The following is a 20,184-nucleotide window of genomic DNA, read 5'->3' as shown; positions in this document are numbered from 1 at the left end:
ATGAACCGGGACGATCTGGTGCGGCTGCGGCGGGCGCGGGACCGCATGGACCGCGAGTACGCCGAGCCGCTGGACGTGACCGCGCTCGCCCGCACCGCGCTGATGTCCCCCGGACACTTCCAGCGCAGCTTCCGCGCGGCCTTCGGCGAGACCCCGTACGGCTATCTCATGACCCGCCGGATAGAGCGCGCCAAGGCGTTGCTGCGCCGCGGCGACCTCACGGTGACCGAGGTGTGCATGGCCGTGGGGTGTACGTCGCTGGGCTCCTTCAGCTCCCGCTTCACAGAGCTGGTCGGCGAGACCCCGAGCGCCTACCGGGCCCGCTCGCACGAGGAGGGCGCGGCCATCCCCGCGTGCGTGGCGAAGCGCCTGACCCGACCGACCCGACACCGCATACGCACGGCGGAACCGGGCGAACCGTCCTAGGCCGCGCCCGGACGGGACCGTGCGGAGCGACCTAGTGTGAGGACATGGCTACGAACGATCCGAACACCGCGCACGGCCTCCCCGCCCCGGACGTGAAGCTCGCCCAGTGCTTCCTCGCCGTGGACGACCATGACAAGGCGCTCGCCTTCTACCGCGACGTCCTGGGCATGGAGGTCCGCGGTGACGTGGGCTTCGAGGGCATGCGCTGGGTCACCGTGGGCTCCCCGCTCCAGCCGGACGTGGAGATCGTCCTGGAGCCGCCCGCCGCCGATCCCGACATCTCCCCCGCCGACCGCGAGACCATCGCCACCCTTCTCGCCAAGGGCGTCCTGCGGGGCGTCAACTTCGCCACCAGCGACTGCGACGCCCTCTACGCCCGCGTCGAAGCCTCCGGTGCCGACGTCCTCCAAGCCCCCACGGACCAGCCGTACGGCGTCCGCGACTGCGCGTTCCGCGACCCGGCGGGCAACATGCTGCGCTTCATGCAGCGCCGGGACTGATCATCCGGGTGCCGCGGCGGCGGCCCGGCCCACGGAAACGGCGTTGCGCGGAACGGGACGGCAAGGGACCGTACGAGTCGTTCAGCCGTGGGGCTGGACCGTACGACGAGGAGCGGCGCTGTGGGTGGAGCGGGCGGTAACGGCGGCGGGGGCGAAGGCCTGGACGGCGGCGCGGAGGGCGGGGCGGGCGAGACGGGTGGGCCGATTTCCGGTGGGCCGATTCGGTGGACGTACGCCTTCGTCGACCGGCCGGCGGCCGAGTTCGCGCGGGCCTGCGCCTTCTGGACGGCGGTCACGGCGACGCGGCTGTCCGCGCCGCGCGGCGATCAGGGCGAGTTCGTCACCTTGCTGCCGGAGAACGGCGACGCGTGCGTGAAGGCGCAGGGCGTCAGGTCGGGTGACGGCGGCGCTCACCTGGATCTCGTGGTGGAGGACGTCCACGCGCTCGTCGACCGGGCGGTCCGGCTCGGCGCGGAGGTCGTCGCCCCGCACGACGGCTGGGCGGTGCTGCGCTCACCCGCCGGGCAGCTCTTCTGCGCGGTGCCGTGGCAGGGAGAGGCCGAGCGGCCGCCGGTGGTCGACGGGAGCCGGCTGGACCAGGTGTGCCTCGACGTGCCACCGGCCGCCTTCGAAGGGGAGGTCACCTTCTGGGCGACCCTGACGGGGTGGGACTCCCGTCCGGGTTCCCGCCCGGAGTTCCACGTACTGCGGCCGCCGGCCGGTCTCCCCCTCCGCATCCTCCTCCAGCGCCTCGACACCCCGCGCCCGGCATCCGCCCACCTCGACTTCGCCTGCGCCGACATCGACGCCACGCGAACAAACCACGAATCGTCCGGCGCCACCTGCGTGTCCCACCAGCCGCACTGGACCGTGATGCGCGACCCGGCGGGCGGCCTGTACTGCCTGACGGGCCGGTCCCCGGAGACAGGCGGGCTGCCTCCGACGGCGGGCTGAGGCCGGGGCCCCGGGAGGAGGACGGGTGAGCCCGCGACGGGCCAGCCGTCCAAGACACGCGCCGGCCGTCCGCGTAACCCACCGGCTCAGATGTCCTCGGCCCCTTCCAGCACCGGGCGGATGACCACCGGGTACTCCTTGAGCCCTTCGGGGCCGGGGCACTGGGCGACGCGGGCCGCGATCTCGGTGACCCGGTCCAGGTCGGCACAGTCCAGGAGCCAGTAGCCGGCGAGCAGTTCAGCGGTGTCCGGGTAGGGCCCGTCCTTGATCACCGGTTTGCCGTCGGCGTCCGCCGTGACGAACCGGGTGCTCGCCGGCTCGGCCAGCCCCTGCCCGTCGAGCATCTCCCCGGTCTCGGTGAGGTCGTCGTTGATGGCGCTCATATAGGCGTACATGGCCCGCAACTGCTCCTGCGTCCAGGCCGGAGAGTCCTCGGAGGCCTTGCCCCGCATGCCCTCGTAGTCCGCCTGCGTGCCCTGGACCATCATCAGGAACTTCATGAGTCCGCTCCTTCGTCTGCCGCGGGTCCGAGCCGCGGGCCGAGCCGGTGCGACCCCGGCAGGCCCGGTCAGGCCTTCTCCTCGGTCCTCGCCTCGGCCGGAGCCGGCTCCGTCACCTCGGGAGACGCGACCACCGCCTCGGCCTCGCCCGGGGGCGCCTCATGACCGGAGCGACCGCCGTGACCAGCAGGGGCGGTATGGGCGGCAGGGGCGGTACGACTGCCGTGACCGCCGTGCGCACCATGGCTCCCGTGCGTCCGCCGGGCCACCGCCCGGGGCTTCTCCGCGGCGGCCTCCGCGGCCTCGTCGGCCTCGTCGACGTACGCCGCACACTCGTGATTCCTGCACGGACCCGGACTCCATACGGGTACCCACGCGCCCAGCGTCTTGTGTCGCCGTACGACCGTGGCCACAGGCTGTCCGCAGACCGGGCAGACATGCTCGTCGATGCCCATGCCCTCAGGGTAGAACCGACTCCGTCGGTGCGCTCCCCGCCGTACACCGACAATCTCCGACGCTCGAACGGCGCCCGGCACGGGCCCTTGGCACTCTCGGCACGGGCGCTCGGCGCTCGGCGCTCAGCGCTTCCTGCTGTACTTCCGCACGACGACCCCGTTGTCGAAGCCGCGCACCTCGTCGAGCGTGAACTCGGTGAGGGCGAATCCGGAGCCGAACATCGGCATGCCGCTGCCCTGCACGACCGGGTACGTCTTGATGATCAGCTCGTCGATCTCGTCGACCAGCTCTCCCGCGATCACCGAGCCGCCGCACAGGTAGATGCCGAGATCGCTGTCCTCCGCCTTGAGTTCGCGGACCTTGCCGACCAGGTCGTCGGAGATGATCTCGACGCTCGGGTCGGGCGACTCCTTCAGCGTGCGCGAGGCGACGTACTGGCGCAGATGGGTGTACGGGCTGGTGATGCCCTCCTTCAGCGCCACGTCGTAGCTGGCACGGCCCTGGATGATCGTGTCGTAGTCCTTGTTGGGCAGACCATCGGTGCCGATGAGCCGACGGACATGGACCGGGTTGGTGTCCGGGAACTCCGCGATGGCGTACTCGGCGTACTCACCCACGACGTAGGGATACATGTACGACGCGTCACCGTTCGGATCTCCGATGAACCCGTCGATCGAACACGCGATGAGGTACGTGAGCTTGCGCAAAACAGTCTCTTTTCGTCGTCGGTCAGGCAAGTCGCGTCAGAGCCGACGGCAGCCATTCGACGCCGCATCCCCCGCAACCACGTCAGTTATAGTACTTCACCTGTAGTGGTTGCAAGGGATTAAGCACTGAGGAGCCCGGATGGTCAGGAACTCCGAGCGCAGAGGCGCTCTGTTGGACGCGGCGGTGGCGGTGCTGGCGCGGGAGGGGGCACGCGGACTGACGTTCCGCGCGGTGGACGCCGAGGCCGGCGTCCCGGTGGGCACCGCGTCGAACTACTTCGCCGACCGCGACGCCCTGCTCCACCAGATCGACGCGCGGCTGAAGGAACGCCTGGCCCCCGACCCGGCCGTGGTCGAGGAGCTGCTCGCCTCGCCGAAGGACCGGACCCTGGTCGAGGCCTTCATGCGCGATCTGCTGGCCCGCGTCACCGGGGACCGCACCGGCTACCTCGCCCACCTCGAACTACGCCTCGAGGCCACCCGCCGCCCGGCCCTGTACGCCTCGTACACCGAGTCGGTGCGCGGCGAGCTGGACTTCGGCATGCGGTTCCACCGCGAGGCGGGCCTCCCCGGCGGCGACGAGACCGTCATGGTGCTCTACCTGGCCATGCAGGGCCTCCTGCTCGAGCACCTGACCTTGCCGGACGTCCTCGACGGCGCCCTTCCCGGCGTCACCGCCCCCGAGGGCCTGATGGAACGCGTCGTGCGGACGATCGTCCCGTAAAGAAGAACGGGACGGGCGAGGGCAGCAGTCTGCGGACGGCAGACGGCAGACGGCTGGGGCGACGAACCGGCGGGCCCCGCACACCGTGGGGATGTGCGGGACCCGCCGACCACCCGAAGGCGGCGGCACCGCGCGGGGTCAGGTCCGCACGGCACGACACCTCCGGAGCATCAACCACCCCTCGAATCCCACCTCGCACCCCACCTCAGCTGCTGCGGCGCGTCACGAACTCGGCGAGCGCGAGGAGCCCGCCGGCCGACTCCGGGTCCGGGACCGCGCGAGAGAGTGCGTGCATGGCCCTGGCCATGCGATCGGCGGCCTGGATCTGCGCCCAGTCCCGCCCCCCGGCCCGCTCGACGGCCGAGGCCGTGCGCTCCAGGTCCCCCTCCGCGTACGGCAGTCCGTACAGCTCGGCGAGTTCGTCGGCCTCGGGGGTGCCGGAGGCGAGCGCGGCGACCACCGGGAGGGACTTCTTGCGCACCATGAGGTCCGCTCCGGCCGGCTTGCCGGTGTGGCTCGGGTCGCCCCAGATCCCGATCACGTCGTCGATGAGCTGGAAGGCCAGCCCCGCCTCCCGCCCGAACGCGTCGAGAGCCTCGACGTCCTCGTCACCGGCGCCCGCGTACAACGCGCCCACCGCGCAGGCGCAGCCGAGCAGCGCACCGGTCTTGGCCTCGGCCATGACGAGCACCTCGTCGAGAGTGACCTCCTCCGGCCGGCGGCCCTCCATCTCTGTGTCGGTGTGCTGGCCCGCGCACAGTTCGACGACACAGGCCGCGAGGCGGGCGGAAGCGGCGGCCGACGCCGGATGCGGGTCCTCGGCCAGCAGTCGTTGGGCCAGGGCCTGGAGCGCGTCCCCGGCCAGGATCGCGTCGGGAATCCCGAACACCGTCCACGCGGTGGCCCGGTGTCTGCGTGTGGTGTCCCGGTCCATCACGTCGTCGTGCAGCAGTGTGAAGTTGTGCACCAGCTCCACCGCCGCGGCGGCCCGCACGGCGGTGGACTCGCGCCCGCCGAGCGCGGAGACGGCGGCCAGGACCAGCGCCGGGCGTATCGCCTTGCCGGCGTTCCCCGTGACCGGGGTGCCGCCCGCGTCCTCCCAGCCGAAGTGGTACCGCGCGACACGGCGCATCGAACCGGGTAACGACCCGACGGCCCGGCGCAGTTCGGGATCGACCGACCTCCGCGCCTGTTCCAGAATCCCCGCCGCCTCGTGTCCTTCGAGGCCGCTCACCGAACCGGCCCGGCCGACCGACCCACCGACATCGGCGCTCAAGTCCAAGCCCAAGTCCAGGCCCAAACCCGCACCCGCACCCGCACCGGACTCGGTCTTCTCCGGTTCCGGTTTCGCGTCCCCGTCCGGCTCCAGAACTCCCCTCCGATTCCGCTCGACGACCCCCGCCGGCCTCGGGACCCCGCCGACGGGGCTCCGCTCGGTCTCCGTCACGAACTCACCCATGGGGTCGCCTCGTCGACGCCGCGGACGGTGGCGGTTCCTCGGTGGGTGGGCGCGTGCCCGCGAGGTGTCCCCGCCCCGTCGGGCAGGGACACGGCGTCCGGTCGGACAGGGTCACCGCCAGCGGCCGATCTCGACGTTCTCCAGCACGCCGAGCGCGTCGGGGACCAGGACCGCGGCCGAGTAGTAGGCCGTCACGAGGTACTTGATGATCGCCTGTTCGTTGATGCCCATGAACCGCACGGACAGGCTGGGCTCGATCTCGTCGGGGATGCTCGCGGCCCGCAGGCCGATGACACCCTGGTCCTCCTCGCCGGTACGCATGGCGATGATCGACGTGGTCCTGGCCTCGGTCACCGGGATCTTGTTGCACGGGTAGATCGGCACACCGCGCCAGGTGGGGATGCGGTTGCCCGCGATGTCGACGGTCTCGGGTACCAGTCCGCGCTTGTTCAGCTCGCGGCCGAACGCGGAGATCGCGCGCGGGTGGGCGAGCAGCAGCTTGGTGCCCCGGCGCCGGCAGAGCAGCTCGTCCAGGTCGTCCGGGCTGGGCACGCCGTCGTGCGGCTGGAGGCGCTGGTCGTACTCGCAGTTGTGGAGGAGGCCGAACTCCCGGTTGTTGATGAGCTCGTGCTCCTGGCGCTCCTTCAACGCCTCGACCGTCAGCCTGATCTGCTGCTCGGTCTGGTTCATCGGCTGGTTGTAGAGGTCGGCCACGCGCGTGTGGATGCGCAGGACGGTCTGGGCGACGCTGAGTTCGTACTCGCGCGGCGCGGCCTCGTAGTCGACGAAGGTGTGCGGGATGTCCGGCTCACCGCTGTGGCCGGCGGCGAGGTCGATCTCCTTCTCGCCGTACTTGTTGGTGCGCTGCGACGGGATCGAGCGCTGTTCCTGCAGGTGCTCGCTCAGGGTCTCGGCGCGCTCTGCGAGTTGCTCGACGGCCTGACGCGGCAGGACGAGCACCGTGCACGCGGTGACCGCGCGGGCCGTGTACTCCCAGATCGCGTCGGGGTCGAGCAGGGCCTGCTCGCCGAAGTAGGCGCCGTCGGCCAGTACGCCGAGGACCGCGTCGTCGCCGTAGGGGCCGGTGCCGATCTTCTCGACCTTGCCGTGCGCGAGCAGGAACACCTCTTCCGCCTGGCTGCCGAACTCGGCCAGCACGTCACCGGGGGCGAACTCCCGCTGCTCGCACCGCTGGGCCAGCTCGCCCAGGACGTCGATGTCCTCGTAGGTCCGCAGGGCGGGCAGTTCGCCCAGTTCCGCGGGGATGACGGCGACCCGGTCGCCGGTCTTCACAAAGGTGACGCGGCCGTCCCCGACCGCGTAGGTGAGCCGCCTGTTCACCCGGTACGTACCGCCCTGCACGTTCACCCAGGGCAGGGTGCGCAGCAGCCAGCGCGAGCTGATCTCCTGCATCTGGGGCGTGGACTTGGTGGTGGTGGCCAGGTTCCGGGCAGCGGCCGTGCCGAGACTCTGCTGCGGCCTGTCCTGCTGCGAGCGAACCTCTTCGCCTACCGACATGCGGATTCCCCTCCGGGTATGCACTGACAGCACTGATCGCGGTCACCGATCTCGCGACCCACCCTTGCATCACGGAGCGTGCTGGTGCTATTACCCGAAAGAGCGGGAATGGATCTTCGCAGACTGGGCATGTCCGCTGTTTCTGTCGACCCCTCGCATCCCCGTACGAGCCCCGGCTGAATCTGTCCGGATCCATCCGCGCGCCCCCTCGTCCGCCTCGCCCGCACCGCGAGTTGGGGTACACACCGCGTACGAGGCGGTCACGACCAGCGGCCGTCGCACGGCACGAAGGAGTCGGCCATGGCCCCACCCATGTCCGCGAGCAGGTTTCTCACCGTCCTGAAGAACGAGGGCGTCCGGGTCGTCGAGGTCGGCGACTGGGAACATCACAACCGCAACCATGTGGGCCCCTGGGGGCCCGTCCACGGTGTGATGATCCACCACACCGTCACCTCCGGGAGCGAACGCACCGTGCGTATCTGCCGCAACGGGTACGAGGGGCTGCCGGGCCCGTTGTGCCACGGCGTGATCACCAAAGACGGCCGGGTGCACCTCGTCGGCTACGGCCGGGCCAACCACGCCGGCCTGGGCGACGACGACGTGCTGCGGGCCGTGATCGCCGAGCGGTCGCTGCCCGCGGACAACGAGGCCAACACGGACGGCAACCGCCATTTCTACGGCTTCGAGTGCGAGAACCTCGGCGACGGCGAGGATCCCTGGCCGACGGCGCAGCTCGAGGCCATCGAGCGGGTCTCCGCCGCCGTCTGCCGTCATCACGGCTGGAACCAGCGGTCCGTCATCGGGCACCTCGAATGGCAGCCCGGGAAGGTCGACCCCCGGGGCTTCACCATGGCCGGCATGAGAGAACGCGTCCGGGACCGCCTGAAATCCCGGACCGCCTGAACCGGGACCGCCTGAAACAGGACCGCCACAAACAGGACCCGGCGGCGGGCGCGTCCGACACCCACCGGTCATGTGTCCGACAATGGGCACGTGACCGGCCAGCCCTCCGCCCCGGACGACCCCACCGTCCGGGACAGCTTCTCCGCCCCCGACGACCCCACCTCCGCCCTGAACCCCCGGCTGCCGTCCCCTCTCCAGGAGGTCGCGGACGAGCGCTTCGCGCGCCACGGCCTCCGGCTGTTGCTCAAGCGCGACGACCTGATCCACCCGCGGCTCGTCGGCAACAAGTGGCGCAAACTGGTCCCGAACCTGCGCGCGGCGGCGGGCCGCCCGCTGCTCACCTTCGGCGGCGCCTACTCGAACCATCTGCGCGCCACGGCCGCCGCGGGCCACCTCCTGGGCCTGCCCACCATCGGCGTGGTGCGCGGTCAGGAACTGGCCGACCGCCCCCTCAACCCGTCGCTGGCCCGTTGCACGGCGGACGGCATGCGGCTCCACTTCGTCGACAGGTCGACGTATCGCCACAAGTCCGACCCGGCCACCCTCGCAGCCGTCCTCGGCGCGGCCGACGCGGAGGACGCGTTCGTGGTCCCCGAGGGAGGCAGCAACTACCTCGCCGTGCGCGGCTGCCAGGACCTCGGCGCCGAAATGCGCGGCCGCGCCGACGTGGTGGCCCTCGCCTGCGGCACCGGCGGCACCCTCGCCGGACTCGCCGCCGGGCTGGCCCCCGACCAGCGCGCCCTCGGCATTCCGGTTCTCAAGGGCGGCTTCCTCGAAGAGGAGCTACGCCAGCTTCAGGACAAGGCCTTCGGCGGCCCTCGCGGCAACTGGAGTCTCGACGACCGCTTCCACTTCGGGGGTTACGCCCGGACCACACCCGAACTGGACGCCTTCGCGGACGACTTCGAGATCCGCCACTCCCTCCCGGTGGAACGTCTCTATGTCGCCAAGTTGCTCTACGGACTTGTCACCCTCGCCGCGGAGGGCGCCTTCCCGCGCGGAACGACGGTCGCCGCGGTGATCACCGGCCGCCCGTTCCCGGAGCGCGCGGCGCAAAGCGATCCAGGCCGGGCCGACCCGGTCTAGGAGGCCTCCCGGTAGACCGCCGCCTCCTCCAGGTCCAGCCTCCGCAGCAGTGTGCGCAGCATCTCGTCGTCGATGTACCTGCCGTCCCGGAGCTTGACGAAGACCGCGCGTTCGGCGCCGATCATCTCGCGGGAGAGGCGGCTGTAGGTGTCGTCGGCGCTCTCCCCGGTCACCGGGTTCACGGCGCCGAGCCGCTCCCAGACGGCGTTGCGGCGCCGCTCCAGGACCGTGCGGAGGCGGTCGACGAGCGGGGGCGGCAGCTCGTTGCTCTCGTTCGCGAGGAGTTCGTCCAGCCGGGCCTCGGCCGCTCGGGACGCCTGGGCCTGGGCGTTGGCCTCGGCGAGGGTCTCGGCCTGCTGGTCGCGCCCCGGCAGCTTCAGGAAGCGGATCAGCGGCGGCAGGGTGAGCCCCTGGATGACGAGCGTCCCGATGACCGTCGTGAAGGTCAGGAAGAGGATCAGGTTCCGCTCGGGGAAGTCCTCCCCGCCGTGCACGGTGAGCGGGATCGAGAAGGCGATGGCCAGCGAGACGACGCCGCGCATGCCGGCCCAGGCGACGACGAACGGGCCCCTCCAGGTGGGGTCGGGTTCCCGTTCCCGGATGCGTCGCGACAGTATCCGCGGCAGAAAAGTCGCCGGGTAGACCCAGACGAACCGGGACACCACCACCACGAGGAAGACGACCACGGCGTACCAGGTGGCGCGGACCCCCTCGTACTCGCCGAGTCCTTCGAGGACGACCGGGAGCTGGAGTCCGATGAGAGCGAACACGGCGGATTCCAGCAGGAAGGCGACCATCTTCCAGACGGCCTCCTCCTGGAGGCGGGTGGCGAAGTCGACCTGCCAGTTGCGGTGGCCGAGATAGAGGCCGACGACGACCACGGCGAGCACACCGGAGGCGTGCACCCACTCGGCGAGCCCGTAGGCGACGAACGGGATCAGCAGCGAGAGGGTGTTCTGCAGCAGCGCCTCCTTGAGGTGCGTGCGCAGCCAGTGGATGGGCACCATCAGCAGCAGGCCCACCGCGACGCCGCCGACCGCCGCCACCAGGAACTCCACGATTCCGCCGGTCCAGCTCGCGCCCTCGCCGACGGTGGCGGCGAGGGCCACCCGGTAGGCGGTGATCGCGGTCGCGTCGTTCACCAGGGACTCGCCCTGCAGGATCGTGGTGATCCGCGACGGCAACCCAACCCGCCGGGCGACCGCCGTGGCCGCGACCGCGTCCGGCGGTGCCACCACCGCGCCGAGCACCAGCGCGGCGGTCAACGGCATCCCCGGCACGATCACGTACGCGGCCCAGCCCACGGCCAGGGTCGCGAAGAGGACATAACCGACGGACAGCAGCGCCACGGGCCGCAGTTGGGCCCGCAGGTCGAGGTAGGAGCTGTCGCTTGCGGCGGTGTAGAGCAGCGGGGGCAGGATCAGCGGCAGGACGATCTCGGGGTCGAGTTCGTAGTGCGGCACGCCGGGCAGGTACGACACCGCGAGCCCCGCCGCGACCAGTAGCAGCGGGGCGGGCACCGGCGTACGCCGGGCGGCCCCGGCGACCGTCGCACTCCCTGCGACCAGCAACAGCAAGGGCAAAAAGTGCATCGCTTCCGCCGCCTTCGTTTCCGCGCGATGTTCCGCGCGCCCGTCGTAACCTGGCAATCATGAAACAGTGCACGCACACGGACGCGCTGCCGCACCCCGAGCCCGAACCGCTGAGCGACACCTGCCCGGAGTGCCTGGCCGCCGGGAGCCACCCGGTGCAGTTGCGGATGTGCCTGGAGTGCGGGCACGTGGGGTGCTGCGACTCCTCGCCGATGCGCCACGCCACCGAGCACCACAAGGAGAGCGGCCATCCCATCATGCGAACGTTCGAGGCCGGCGAGACCTGGCGCTGGTGCTTCGTGGACCATGTACTCGTTTGACGAACACGGCCGAGACGTCGTACGACGGAACCATGTCACCCCGTGACACGTCGACGTACTCGTGTGACACGGTTCGGCGGTCCGGCGCCTGGGTACGTCAATCCGGCGCGCGCTCTTCCTATTTGAGGCCCGCAGACCTCTAGCCACCGAGCGTATTCATAGGCTTACTATGAGTGACAGCATGGGGTGGGGTCCTCAGGACCCCGAGGACACGGCGCTCGGTAGCGCGATAGCGTCACCGCTGAACCACGTAGCGCGTTACCCCGGGGGGCGACCCTCGGCCCCCGAAAAAGCTTGTACCACCTTGGAGGTGAGGGTGTCCCAGATCGCAGGCGAGCCCGGGACCCAGGACTTCGTGGAAGTCCGGCTGCCGGCCGCGGGTGCCTACCTGTCGGTGCTGCGTACGGCGACGGCCGGCCTCGCGGCCCGTTTGGACTTCACCCTCGACGAGATCGAGGACCTGCGCATCGCGGTCGACGAGGCCTGCGCGATCCTGCTTCAGCAGGCCGTGCCCGGCTCGGTGCTCAGCTGTGTCTTCCGTCTGGTCGACGATTCGCTGGAGGTCACGGTCTCGGCCCCCACCACGGACGGCCACGCCCCCTCGCGCGACACCTTCGCCTGGACCGTGCTGTCGGCCCTGGCGGGCAAGGTCTCCTCCGCGGTGGCCGACGACAAAACCGTTTCGATCAGCCTCTACAAACAGCGCGGCGCGGGACCCGGGCCGGCGTGAGGAACGGGGACGGGCCGGTGCGGGACGAAGAACGCGGCACACGGGAACTGCCCGCGGAGGATGACGGCGGTCCGAGTGGGCCGGCGCATCTGGCGGACGGCGTCGACGGCATCCCCGAGCAGGCCCGGCCGCACCCGGAGGACGAGTCCTCGGCGGCCGGAGCGTCTCGGTGGACGGAGCCGTCCGACGACGAGGCGCCCTCCGACGGGCAACGGGATCCGGAGGGTGCCCCACGGAGCACCACGTCCTCACGAGGGCGGACTGGGGCCTCCCCCGCCCGAGCACAGTCGAGGGCTGGGGGAACGGTGACGGCGGGCGGGACTATGAGCGAGCACGAGCGACACGACGAGGCGAGCGCGCAGAGCGTGCGAAGCGCACAGCACGACCCTCACGACCGCAGCGGGGCGCGCGCGCTGTTCGTCGAGCTGCGCGCCCTGCCGGACGGCAGTGCCGAGTACGCGGAGCTGCGCAACCGGCTCGTCCGGATGCACCTGCCGCTCGTGGAGCACCTCGCGCGCCGGTTCCGCAACCGCGGCGAGCCGCTGGACGACCTGACCCAGGTCGCCACCATCGGCCTGATCAAGTCGGTGGACCGCTTCGACCCGGACCGCGGCGTGGAGTTCTCCACGTACGCGACACCGACGGTCGTCGGCGAGATCAAGCGGCACTTCCGCGACAAGGGCTGGGCGGTGCGGGTGCCGCGTCGGCTGCAGGAGCTGCGGCTCTCGCTGACCACGGCGACGGCCGAGCTGTCGCAGCAGCACGGGCGCTCCCCGACGGTGCACGAGCTGGCCGAGAAGCTGGCCATCTCCGAGGAGGAGGTCCTGGAGGGCCTGGAGTCGGCCAACGCGTACTCCACGCTGTCCCTGGACGTCCCCGACACCGACGACGAGTCCCCGGCCGTGGCGGACACGCTCGGCGCGGAGGACGAGGCGCTGGAGGGGGTCGAGTACCGGGAGTCCCTGAAGCCGCTGCTGGAGGATCTGCCGCCGCGCGAGAAGCGCATCCTGTTGCTGCGGTTCTTCGGCAACATGACCCAGTCGCAGATCGCCCAGGAGGTCGGCATCTCCCAGATGCACGTCTCCCGGCTCCTGGCGAGGACCCTGGCTCAGCTGCGGGAGAAGCTGCTGGTCGAGGAGTAGCGGCGAGCGGCCGGGAGCGACGGAGAAGACGGCAAGGGCCGAGCACGGGCACGCACGAGCGAGGACCGCACCGACACCCGACCGTGCCTCCGCCCGACCGTGCCGCCGCCTCGACCGCACCGGACGAACCGCTCCCGCCCCGCGAACAGCGCGCACCTCGGCGGCACGCATGATCGGATACACCCCGAGGTGCTGTCGGCCTCACCGGCCACGCCGCCACGGGCGGGAGACGGCTTCAGGAAGGCACGACCCGTCCAGCGACCCCCGTTACGCCTTCGGCTCCTGCGTGCGGCCCGGGCCCTGGATGCCGAGGGCCTGAGTCGTGGCGGGGTTGATCAGCAGGATCAGGGCGGTCGCCGCGACCACGGCGAGCGCGATGCCCGCCGGGATCGCCACGCTGTCGGCGCGCAGTAGGTTGTAGGCCACCGGCAGCGCCATGATCTGGGTGATGACGGCGGGCCCCCGGCTCCAGCTCCGCCGCAGCAGGAGCCCGCGCGCGGCGATCAGCGGCAGCAGGGCCAGCGCGATCAGGGTGATGCCGCCGGTGACGCCGGTGCTCAGGTCGTCCGAGTCGCCGGTGAGGCCGACGACCAGCATGGCGCCGCCGCCCACCAGCAGGGCCACCCCCTCCAGCGCGGCCAGCGCGGCGGCGGCGGTCAGCCGTCCGGGGCGGGGCTCGGCGTCGGGGGTGTCCGGCGTGGGGGTCTGCTCAGGGCTCACCCCTGAAGGGTAGCCCTCGCCCCGTCGCCCGCTCCGCCCCTGGTGTCCGGCACGTACCCGGCCGTCACCGCGCCCCCGTCGTCCGGCACGTACCCCGGGTACGCGCGCCCCCACGTGCTCATCGTCACTACCCGATCTCCCCCTTGATCCGCACCTCGGTATGGGCCGGGTACCACCCAGTAGGTACCCTGCAACTCATGCGTGCACTTCTCGTGGTCAACCCGGCGGCAACCACCACAAGCGCACGTACGCGCGATGTGCTCATCCACGCTCTCGCGAGCGAGATGAAGCTGGAGGCGGTGACCACCGAGTACCGGGGTCACGCCCGGGACCTCGCCCGCCAGGCCGCGGAGGGCAAGGGCGACATCGAACTGGTCGTCGCGCTCGGCGGCGACGGCACGGTCAACGAGGTCGTCAACGGCCTGCTGCACCACGGCCCCGACCCCGACCGTCTTCCCCGTCTCGCCGTGGTCCCCGGCGGCTCCACCAATGTCTTCGCCCGCGCCCTGGGCCTGCCCAACGACGCCGTGGAGGCGACCGGCGTCCTGCTCGACGCCCTGCGCGAGAGCCGCGAGCGCACGGTCGGCCTGGGCATGGCCTCGGGCACCCCGGGCACGGAGGACGAGGCGGTGCCGTCGCGCTGGTTCACGTTCTGCGCCGGCCTCGGATTCGACGCGGGCGTGATCGGCCGGGTCGAGCAACAGCGGGAACGCGGGCGGAAATCCACACACGCCCTTTACCTGCGTCAGGCTTTCCGGCAGTTTTTGGAAGAGCCTCACCGCAGACTCGGCACGATCACTTTGGAGCGGGCCGGCGAGGACCCGATTTCCGATCTTGTGCTGTCCATAGTCTGCAACACGTCGCCGTGGACGTTTCTGGGTAATCGCCCGGTGTACGCGTCACCTAAGGCCTCGTTCGATACGGGTCTCGACGTGCTCGGTCTCAGCCGTATGTCGACGCCCGCGCTCGCCCGATATGGCACACAGTTGCTCACTTCGTCCCCCGAGCGGGGACCCCAGGGCAAGCACGCCACCACCCTGCACGATCTGACCGACTTCACCTTGCATTCGAAGGCCCCCCTCCCCCTCCAGATGGACGGCGACCACCTCGGACTGCGAACGAGCGTGACGTTCACAGGCGTACGCCGTGCACTGCGTGTGATTGTGTGAGCGGAACGGGCAAAAGTCCTTCCACTCGAACGTTTAGGCCAGGGTCCACCCCATGGAAGTACGGCTGTGACACAGTCGACACCGAGGAATCAAAAAAAACTTTCCGGAAGGGGTTGTATCCGCCGCTGAGGTTTGCGAGTCTCTACGTGGCGCTCGGGACAGCCCGCAACACCGGCTCAAGCAAGCGCCAGAACCCCTCCTCAATCCACAGGACCACACCAGTCCGTCTGGTGATCGGCCCTTCACTTGTTGAGGGATTCGTGAAAGCGTTCACATTCACAAGCTAACGTGCATGTAATACCAAGGAGAGGTAGCAGCCATGGACTGGCGTCACAACGCCGTTTGCCGCGAGGAAGACCCCGAGCTCTTCTTCCCCATCGGCAACACCGGTCCTGCGCTGCTGCAGATCGAGGAAGCCAAGGCTGTCTGCCGTCGCTGCCCGGTTATCGAGCAGTGTCTGCAGTGGGCGCTTGAGTCCGGCCAGGACTCCGGCGTCTGGGGTGGTCTCAGCGAGGACGAGCGCCGCGCCATGAAGCGCCGCGCCGCCCGCAACCGGGCCCGTCAGGCATCCGCCTGACATCCCACCCAGCAATAGCCTGAGCTTGGCGGCGCGCACAGCGAGTGCGCTTCTCCCGCCCCCGAGCCGCAGCGCGCAGTATCCCCGGTGCGCTTAATCAGCCACTTGCCCGAGCCCCGGACCACTCGATGGTCCGGGGATCGGTGCTGTTTGCGGTACGACCTACTTCTGGGCGCGCACCGGGATGTCCAGGATCACCTGGGTGCCCTGCTCCGGTGCCGGGACCATGTCGAAGGTGCCGCCCAACTCCCCCTCCACCAGCGTCCGTACGATCTGCAGGCCGAGGTTGCCGGAGCGGTGCGGGTCGAAGCCCTCGGGGAGGCCGACGCCGTCGTCCTGGACGGTGACGAGCAGCCGGGTGTCCTTGGAGCTGCCACCGCGGACCGCCGAGACCTCGACCGTGCCGGTGTCACCCTCGCGGAAGCCGTGTTCGAGAGCGTTCTGCAGGATCTCGGTCAGGACCATGGACAGCGGGGTGGCGACCTCCGCGTCCAGGATGCCGAAGCGCCCGGTGCGCCGGCCCGTGACCTTGCCCGGTGAGATCTCGGCGACCATCGCGAGCACCCGGTCGGCGATCTCGTCGAACTCCACCCGCTCGTCCAGATTCTGGGACAGCGTCTCATGCACGATGGCGATCGACCCGACCCGTCGTACGGCCTCTTCGAGGGCCTCCCGGCCGCGCTCGGACTCGATGCGCCGGGCCTGGAGACGCAACAGGGCGGCCACGGTCTGGAGGTTGTTCTTCACCCGGTGGTGGATCTCCCGGATGGTCGCGTCCTTGGTGATCAACTCGCGCTCGCGGCGCCGCAGTTCGGTCACGTCCCGCAGCAGCACCAGCGAACCGATGCGCGGGCCCTTGGGCTTGAGGGGGATCGCGCGGAACTGGATGACCCCCTCGCTGGACTCGATCTCGAACTCGCGCGGCGCCCACCCGCTCGCCACCTTGGCGAGCGCCTCGTCCACCGGGCCCCGGGAGGGGGCGAGTTCGGCGGTCGTCCGGCCGAGGTGGCAGCCGACCAGGTCGGCGGCGAGGCCGAGGCGGTGGTAGGCGGAGAGGGCGTTCGGGGAGGCGTACTGGACGATGCCGTCGGCGTCGAGCCTGATCAGCCCGTCGCCGACGCGCGGTGAGGCGTCCATGTCGACCTGCTGGTCGGGGAACGGGAACGCGCCCGCGGCGATCATCTGGGCCAGGTCGGACGCGCTCTGGAGATACGTCAGCTCCAGCCGGCTCGGGGTCCGCACGGTCAGCAGATTGGTGTTGCGCGCGATGACACCGAGGACGCGCCCCTCCCTGCGCACGGGGATGGACTCGACCCGTACGGGCACCTCCTCGCGCCACTCCGGATCGCCCTCGCGCACGATCCGGCCCTCGTCGTGCGCGGCGTCGAGCAGGGGTCGGCGGCCGCGCGGAACCAGGTGGCCGACCATGTCGTCCTGGTACGAGGTGGGGCCGGTGTTGGGGCGCATCTGGGCCACGGAGACATACCGGGTGCCGTCGCGGGTGGGGACCCAGAGGACCAGGTCGGCGAAGGAGAGGTCGGACAGCAACTGCCACTCCGACACCAGCAGATGCAGCCACTCCAGATCGGAGTCGCTGAGGGCGGTGTGCTGGCGGACGAGTTCGTTCATGGAGGGCACATGTGCGAGCGTACCTGGCGGTACGGACATGACTGGAAACAGCTGCTCGGGCGGCCGGTACGGGCCCGGAAACACCCGCGGGCCGCGGCGCCTGAGAGGGACCCTCAACCCTCCCGGCACCGCAGCCCGGAGCAACATCGGCCGCGGGGTGTGCGGTCCCGTTCGGCCGAAGGATGAGGATCCGGAGCAGTCAGGGCAGAGAGCCCGGGTCCTCGGTCCGCCTTCCTGTGCGGGGAAGACGGAGGCTTGTCGTCGCAGGCGATCTCCGGCGGTGGGCCGCTGATCGATCGCATGCTCTACCACGCATTGTTGACTAGACCACTGCGTGTGTCCATGCGTTGGCGGATGTTTGTTGTTGTTCCCTTGTCCGTCACTTCCGGACGGTCCACTCGCAGCGTAGCCCTCTTCGGCCCGGGGCGGGGCGGAACGCCGGTCGATCGGCCCCTGTGGAGAAGGAGCCACCCCTGCTAGATTGGTCTACACCACATGAAGGAACTTGACCCCGCGGGTTCCGGTCGAGTCCTCTTGAGTCCTTACTTTCCAGATCGGCAGGCCCAAGCGTGGAAGTTGTCATCGTTCCGGATGCCAAGGCGGGTGGCGAGCTCATAGCCGAGGCGATGGCGGAGTTGCTCCGACGGAAGCCCGAGGCGTTGCTCGGGGTGGCCACGGGGTCGACCCCGCTGCCCATCTACGAGGCGCTGGCGCGGAAGGTGCGCTCGGGCTCCGTGGACGTCTCCCGGGCGCGCGTCGCCCAGCTCGACGAGTACGTGGGGCTGCCGGCCGACCATCCCGAGTCGTACCGCTCGGTGCTGCGGCGGGAGGTGCTGGAGCCGCTGGGGCTCGGGATGGACGCGTTCATGGGGCCCGACGGCACCGCCGAGGACGTGGCGGGGGCGAGCGAGGCGTACGACAGGGCGCTGGCCGAGGCGGGGGGTGTGGATCTGCAGGTGCTCGGCATAGGCACCGACGGGCACATCGGGTTCAACGAACCGTGCTCGTCGCTCGCCTCCCGGACGCGGATCAAGACCCTCACCGAGCAGACCCGGATCGACAACGCGCGGTTCTTCGACGGCGACATCGACCAGGTCCCGCACCACGTCATCACCCAGGGCATCGGGACGATCCTGGAGGCCCGTCACCTGGTGCTGCTCGCCACGGGCGAGGGCAAGGCGGACGCCGTCGCGGCGACCGTGGAGGGGCCGGTGGCGGCGGTGTGCCCCGCGTCGGCGTTGCAGCTCCACCGCCACGCGACCGTCGTGGTGGACGAGGGCGCCGCGTCGAAGCTGAAGCTGGCGGACTACTTCCGGCACACGTACGACAACAAGCCTGACTGGCAGGGGATCTAGGTTAGGGAAACCAGCCAGTGGATCCGGCAGGGGATCCGGCAGGCGGAAGATGTGCGTAGGCGCCACGGCCCGGTGAGGAGGGCTGTGGCGCCTACGTGCGTGCGGGGGTGGGTGCTCGTCGCCGTACCCGTGGCTTCGGGGTTTCCGCCGAGGCCCGCCGCTAACGTACGCCCGCGATGATCTCCGCCGCCGCTCTGCCGCAGACCCTCGCCGCGCCGTGGGTGGCGATGTGGAGGGCGGCTCGGGGCGGGGACTGGGGGACGCCCATCTCGACGACGACGGTGTCGGGGCGGGTGCTGAGGAGGACGTCGAGGGCGGCGGTCATCCACGGGTGGCGGTGTTCGTCGCGGACGACGGCGACGATACGGCGGGTGCCGGCGACCGCCAGGGCGGAGGCACCGGCGCTGTCACCCGCGAAGGTGCCGGTCTCGGTGCCGGGCAGGAGGCGGGCCAGTTCCGCGCCGACTCCCCAGGGGGTCTCGTCGCCCACCGCGATGTTCGCCACCGGGGTGAAGGCCGCGACGTAGACGGGTTGGGTGGGCGGGTCGTAGGACTCCGTGAAGGTCGTCGTCAGGGCGCGGCGGGCCGCCACGAGCCCGATGTCCCCGCCGGTTCCACCGCTGCCGGTTTCCCCGAGAGGCCCGTGCGTGGTCCCGTCGACGCCTTCCGCTCCCCCCGCTGCCGAGCGGGTCCACCGTGCCAGTGCCCGGACCCGGTTCGCGGCGTCCGCCAGGCGTTCCTCGGGGAGCTCGCCGGTGCGGACGGCGGCGACGAGGGCGTCGCGGAGGCGGCGGACGGTGTCGTCGTCGGCGAGGCCGCCTCCGACACAGATCGCGTCGGCGCCGGCGGCGAGGGCGAGGACGCTGCCGTGTTCGATGCCGTAGGTGCCGGCGATGGCCTGCATCTCCATGCCGTCGGTGACGATGAGGCCGTCGTAGCCCAGGTCGTCGCGGAGGAGGCCGGTGAGGATGCCGCGGGACAACGTTGCCGGGAGGTCGGGGTCCAGGGCCGGGACCAGGATGTGGGCGCTCATCATGGCGCGCGACCCGGCGGCGATGGCGGCCCGGAAGGGGGCCAGGTCCCGGGTGTCCACGAGCGAGCGGTCCGCGTCGATACGGGGCAGGGAGAGGTGGGAGTCGACGGCGGTGTCGCCGTGGCCCGGGAAGTGCTTGGTGCAGGCGGCGACCCCGGCGGCCTGGAGGCCGGTGACGTAGGCGGCCGTGTGGCGGGCGACCAGTTCGGGGTCGGCGCCGAAGGAGCGGACCCCGATGACGGGGTTGGACGGGTTGGCGTTCACGTCGGCCGACGGGGCCCAGTTGAAGGTGACGCCGCACTCCGCCAGGCGGCGGCCCAGGGCGAACGCGACCTGCCGGGTGAGGTCCACGTCGTCGACCGCGCCCAGGGCGTGGTTGCCCGGGAAGGAGGAGCCGGTGCGGACCTCCAGGCGGGTGACGTCGCCGCCCTCCTCGTCGATCGCGACCAGGACGTCCTCGTGCTCGGCGCGCAGCTGGGCGGTGAGAGCGGCCAGCTGATCGGGAGAGGCGATGTTGCGGCCGAAGAGGCCGACGGAGGCGAGTCCCTCGCCGAGGCGGCGGAGCAGCCAGTCGGGGGCGGTGGTGCCCGTGAAGCCGGGCTGGAGGACCGTCAGGGCGTCCCGCGTGAGGCTGTCCTGGCCGGACGGGGAACCGGGCGAGCCGGTGGCGAATGTCGTCATCAG

Annotated in this window: 21 protein-coding genes; 12 read left to right on the top strand and 9 right to left on the bottom strand. The window is 70.9% G+C overall.

Annotated features, from left to right (window positions below; all coding sequences use genetic code 11):
- The 3 genes from L3078_RS30780 (at nt 1) to L3078_RS30770 (ending at nt 1,880) form a co-directional block, all read left to right on the top strand.
- Complete coding sequence (locus tag L3078_RS30780; RefSeq protein WP_239757199.1) at nt 1–426, top strand: helix-turn-helix transcriptional regulator; 426 nt, start codon at nt 1–3, stop codon at nt 424–426.
- A gap of 44 nt (nt 427–470) precedes the next feature.
- Entirely contained in the window at nt 471–926 is a 456-nt protein-coding gene (locus L3078_RS30775) for a VOC family protein (RefSeq protein WP_239757197.1), read from the top strand.
- Nucleotides 927–1,085: 159 nt separating this feature from the next.
- On the top strand, nt 1,086–1,880 hold the full coding sequence (locus tag L3078_RS30770) for a VOC family protein (protein ID WP_239760528.1): 795 nt from the start codon (nt 1,086–1,088) through the stop codon (nt 1,878–1,880).
- A gap of 86 nt (nt 1,881–1,966) precedes the next feature.
- On the opposite strand, the gene L3078_RS30765 is transcribed toward L3078_RS30770, so the two are convergent.
- The 3 genes from L3078_RS30765 to L3078_RS30755 all read right to left on the bottom strand — a co-directional run bounded on the left by L3078_RS30765 (nt 1,967) and on the right by L3078_RS30755 (nt 3,543).
- A complete protein-coding gene (locus L3078_RS30765; RefSeq protein WP_239757195.1) occupies nt 1,967–2,380 on the bottom strand; it encodes a YciI family protein in 414 nt (137 codons plus the stop codon).
- 68 nt (nt 2,381–2,448) lie between these two features.
- On the bottom strand, nt 2,449–2,835 hold the full coding sequence (locus L3078_RS44660) for a hypothetical protein (protein ID WP_275593242.1): 387 nt from the start codon (nt 2,833–2,835) through the stop codon (nt 2,449–2,451).
- A gap of 123 nt (nt 2,836–2,958) precedes the next feature.
- Nucleotides 2,959–3,543 (bottom strand): dihydrofolate reductase family protein, encoded by a 585-nt coding sequence (locus L3078_RS30755; RefSeq protein WP_239757193.1) that lies wholly within the window; start codon nt 3,541–3,543, stop codon nt 2,959–2,961.
- Nucleotides 3,544–3,682: 139 nt separating this feature from the next.
- On the opposite strand from L3078_RS30755, the gene L3078_RS30750 reads away from it, so the two are divergent.
- Nucleotides 3,683–4,267, top strand: a complete 585-nt coding sequence (locus L3078_RS30750) for a TetR/AcrR family transcriptional regulator (RefSeq protein WP_239757191.1) — start codon at nt 3,683–3,685, stop codon at nt 4,265–4,267.
- A gap of 205 nt (nt 4,268–4,472) precedes the next feature.
- Here the strand turns inward: L3078_RS30750 and L3078_RS30745 are convergent, their stop codons facing one another.
- Both L3078_RS30745 and L3078_RS30740 read right to left on the bottom strand, forming a co-directional pair.
- Complete coding sequence (locus tag L3078_RS30745; protein ID WP_239757190.1) at nt 4,473–5,726, bottom strand: family 2 encapsulin nanocompartment cargo protein polyprenyl transferase; 1,254 nt, start codon at nt 5,724–5,726, stop codon at nt 4,473–4,475.
- Nucleotides 5,727–5,837: 111 nt separating this feature from the next.
- Nucleotides 5,838–7,244 (bottom strand): family 2B encapsulin nanocompartment shell protein, encoded by a 1,407-nt coding sequence (locus tag L3078_RS30740; RefSeq protein ID WP_239757188.1) that lies wholly within the window; start codon nt 7,242–7,244, stop codon nt 5,838–5,840.
- Nucleotides 7,245–7,544: 300 nt separating this feature from the next.
- Between L3078_RS30740 and L3078_RS30735 the strand changes: the two genes are divergently transcribed.
- Together L3078_RS30735 and L3078_RS30730 are read left to right on the top strand one after the other, a co-directional pair.
- Nucleotides 7,545–8,147 carry an N-acetylmuramoyl-L-alanine amidase gene (locus L3078_RS30735; RefSeq protein ID WP_239757186.1) on the top strand — a complete coding sequence of 201 codons (603 nt, stop codon included), beginning with the start codon at nt 7,545–7,547 and terminating at the stop codon, nt 8,145–8,147.
- A 90-nt stretch (nt 8,148–8,237) separates the two neighbouring features.
- A complete protein-coding gene (locus tag L3078_RS30730; protein ID WP_420864121.1) occupies nt 8,238–9,233 on the top strand; it encodes a 1-aminocyclopropane-1-carboxylate deaminase/D-cysteine desulfhydrase in 996 nt (331 codons plus the stop codon).
- Here the strand turns inward: L3078_RS30730 and L3078_RS30725 are convergent.
- Nucleotides 9,230–10,825: a Na+/H+ antiporter gene (locus L3078_RS30725; protein ID WP_239757184.1), complete on the bottom strand. Its 1,596-nt coding sequence runs from the start codon at nt 10,823–10,825 to the stop codon at nt 9,230–9,232. The two genes, L3078_RS30730 and L3078_RS30725, sit on opposite strands and share 4 nt — an antisense overlap.
- 59 nt (nt 10,826–10,884) lie before the next feature.
- Here L3078_RS30725 and L3078_RS30720 point away from each other — a divergent pair, with 59 nt between their 5' ends.
- The 3 genes from L3078_RS30720 (at nt 10,885) to L3078_RS30710 (ending at nt 13,017) form a co-directional block, all read left to right on the top strand.
- On the top strand, nt 10,885–11,145 hold the full coding sequence (locus L3078_RS30720; RefSeq protein ID WP_045559016.1) for a UBP-type zinc finger domain-containing protein: 261 nt from the start codon (nt 10,885–10,887) through the stop codon (nt 11,143–11,145).
- Nucleotides 11,146–11,461: 316 nt separating this feature from the next.
- Nucleotides 11,462–11,875 carry an ATP-binding protein gene (locus tag L3078_RS30715; protein WP_033525425.1) on the top strand — a complete coding sequence of 138 codons (414 nt, stop codon included), beginning with the start codon at nt 11,462–11,464 and terminating at the stop codon, nt 11,873–11,875.
- On the top strand, nt 11,872–13,017 hold the full coding sequence (locus L3078_RS30710) for a SigB/SigF/SigG family RNA polymerase sigma factor (RefSeq protein WP_239757182.1): 1,146 nt from the start codon (nt 11,872–11,874) through the stop codon (nt 13,015–13,017). Before L3078_RS30715 ends, L3078_RS30710 begins: the two co-directional genes overlap by 4 nt.
- A gap of 267 nt (nt 13,018–13,284) precedes the next feature.
- Here L3078_RS30710 and L3078_RS30705 read toward each other — a convergent pair whose 3' ends face one another.
- On the bottom strand, nt 13,285–13,737 hold the full coding sequence (locus tag L3078_RS30705; protein ID WP_239757180.1) for a hypothetical protein: 453 nt from the start codon (nt 13,735–13,737) through the stop codon (nt 13,285–13,287).
- 197 nt (nt 13,738–13,934) lie between these two features.
- Here L3078_RS30705 and L3078_RS30700 point away from each other — a divergent pair, with 197 nt between their 5' ends.
- Together L3078_RS30700 and L3078_RS30695 are read left to right on the top strand one after the other, a co-directional pair.
- A complete protein-coding gene (locus L3078_RS30700; RefSeq protein WP_239760526.1) occupies nt 13,935–14,906 on the top strand; it encodes a diacylglycerol/lipid kinase family protein in 972 nt (323 codons plus the stop codon).
- A 319-nt stretch (nt 14,907–15,225) separates the two neighbouring features.
- Nucleotides 15,226–15,483 carry a WhiB family transcriptional regulator gene (locus tag L3078_RS30695; RefSeq protein WP_003992873.1) on the top strand — a complete coding sequence of 86 codons (258 nt, stop codon included), beginning with the start codon at nt 15,226–15,228 and terminating at the stop codon, nt 15,481–15,483.
- 162 nt (nt 15,484–15,645) lie between these two features.
- On the opposite strand, the gene L3078_RS30690 is transcribed toward L3078_RS30695, so the two are convergent.
- Nucleotides 15,646–17,112: a sensor histidine kinase gene (locus L3078_RS30690; protein WP_239760525.1), complete on the bottom strand. Its 1,467-nt coding sequence runs from the start codon at nt 17,110–17,112 to the stop codon at nt 15,646–15,648.
- 569 nt (nt 17,113–17,681) lie between these two features.
- On the opposite strand from L3078_RS30690, the gene nagB reads away from it, so the two are divergent.
- The gene (gene nagB / locus L3078_RS30685) at nt 17,682–18,467 is read left to right on the top strand and encodes a glucosamine-6-phosphate deaminase (protein WP_239757178.1); all 786 of its coding nucleotides are present in this window, start codon (nt 17,682–17,684) and stop codon (nt 18,465–18,467) included.
- Nucleotides 18,468–18,627: 160 nt separating this feature from the next.
- Here nagB and L3078_RS30680 read toward each other — a convergent pair whose 3' ends face one another.
- On the bottom strand, nt 18,628–20,181 hold the full coding sequence (locus tag L3078_RS30680) for a glycoside hydrolase family 3 protein (protein ID WP_239757176.1): 1,554 nt from the start codon (nt 20,179–20,181) through the stop codon (nt 18,628–18,630).
- Nucleotides 20,182–20,184 lie beyond the last annotated feature (3 nt).

The sequence above is a fragment of the Streptomyces deccanensis genome, from assembly GCF_022385335.1.
Classification (GTDB): Bacteria; Actinomycetota; Actinomycetes; order Streptomycetales; family Streptomycetaceae; genus Streptomyces; species Streptomyces deccanensis.
Note: the sequence above shows the minus strand (reverse complement) of the source record. Positions and strands in the feature narration are given on the sequence as shown.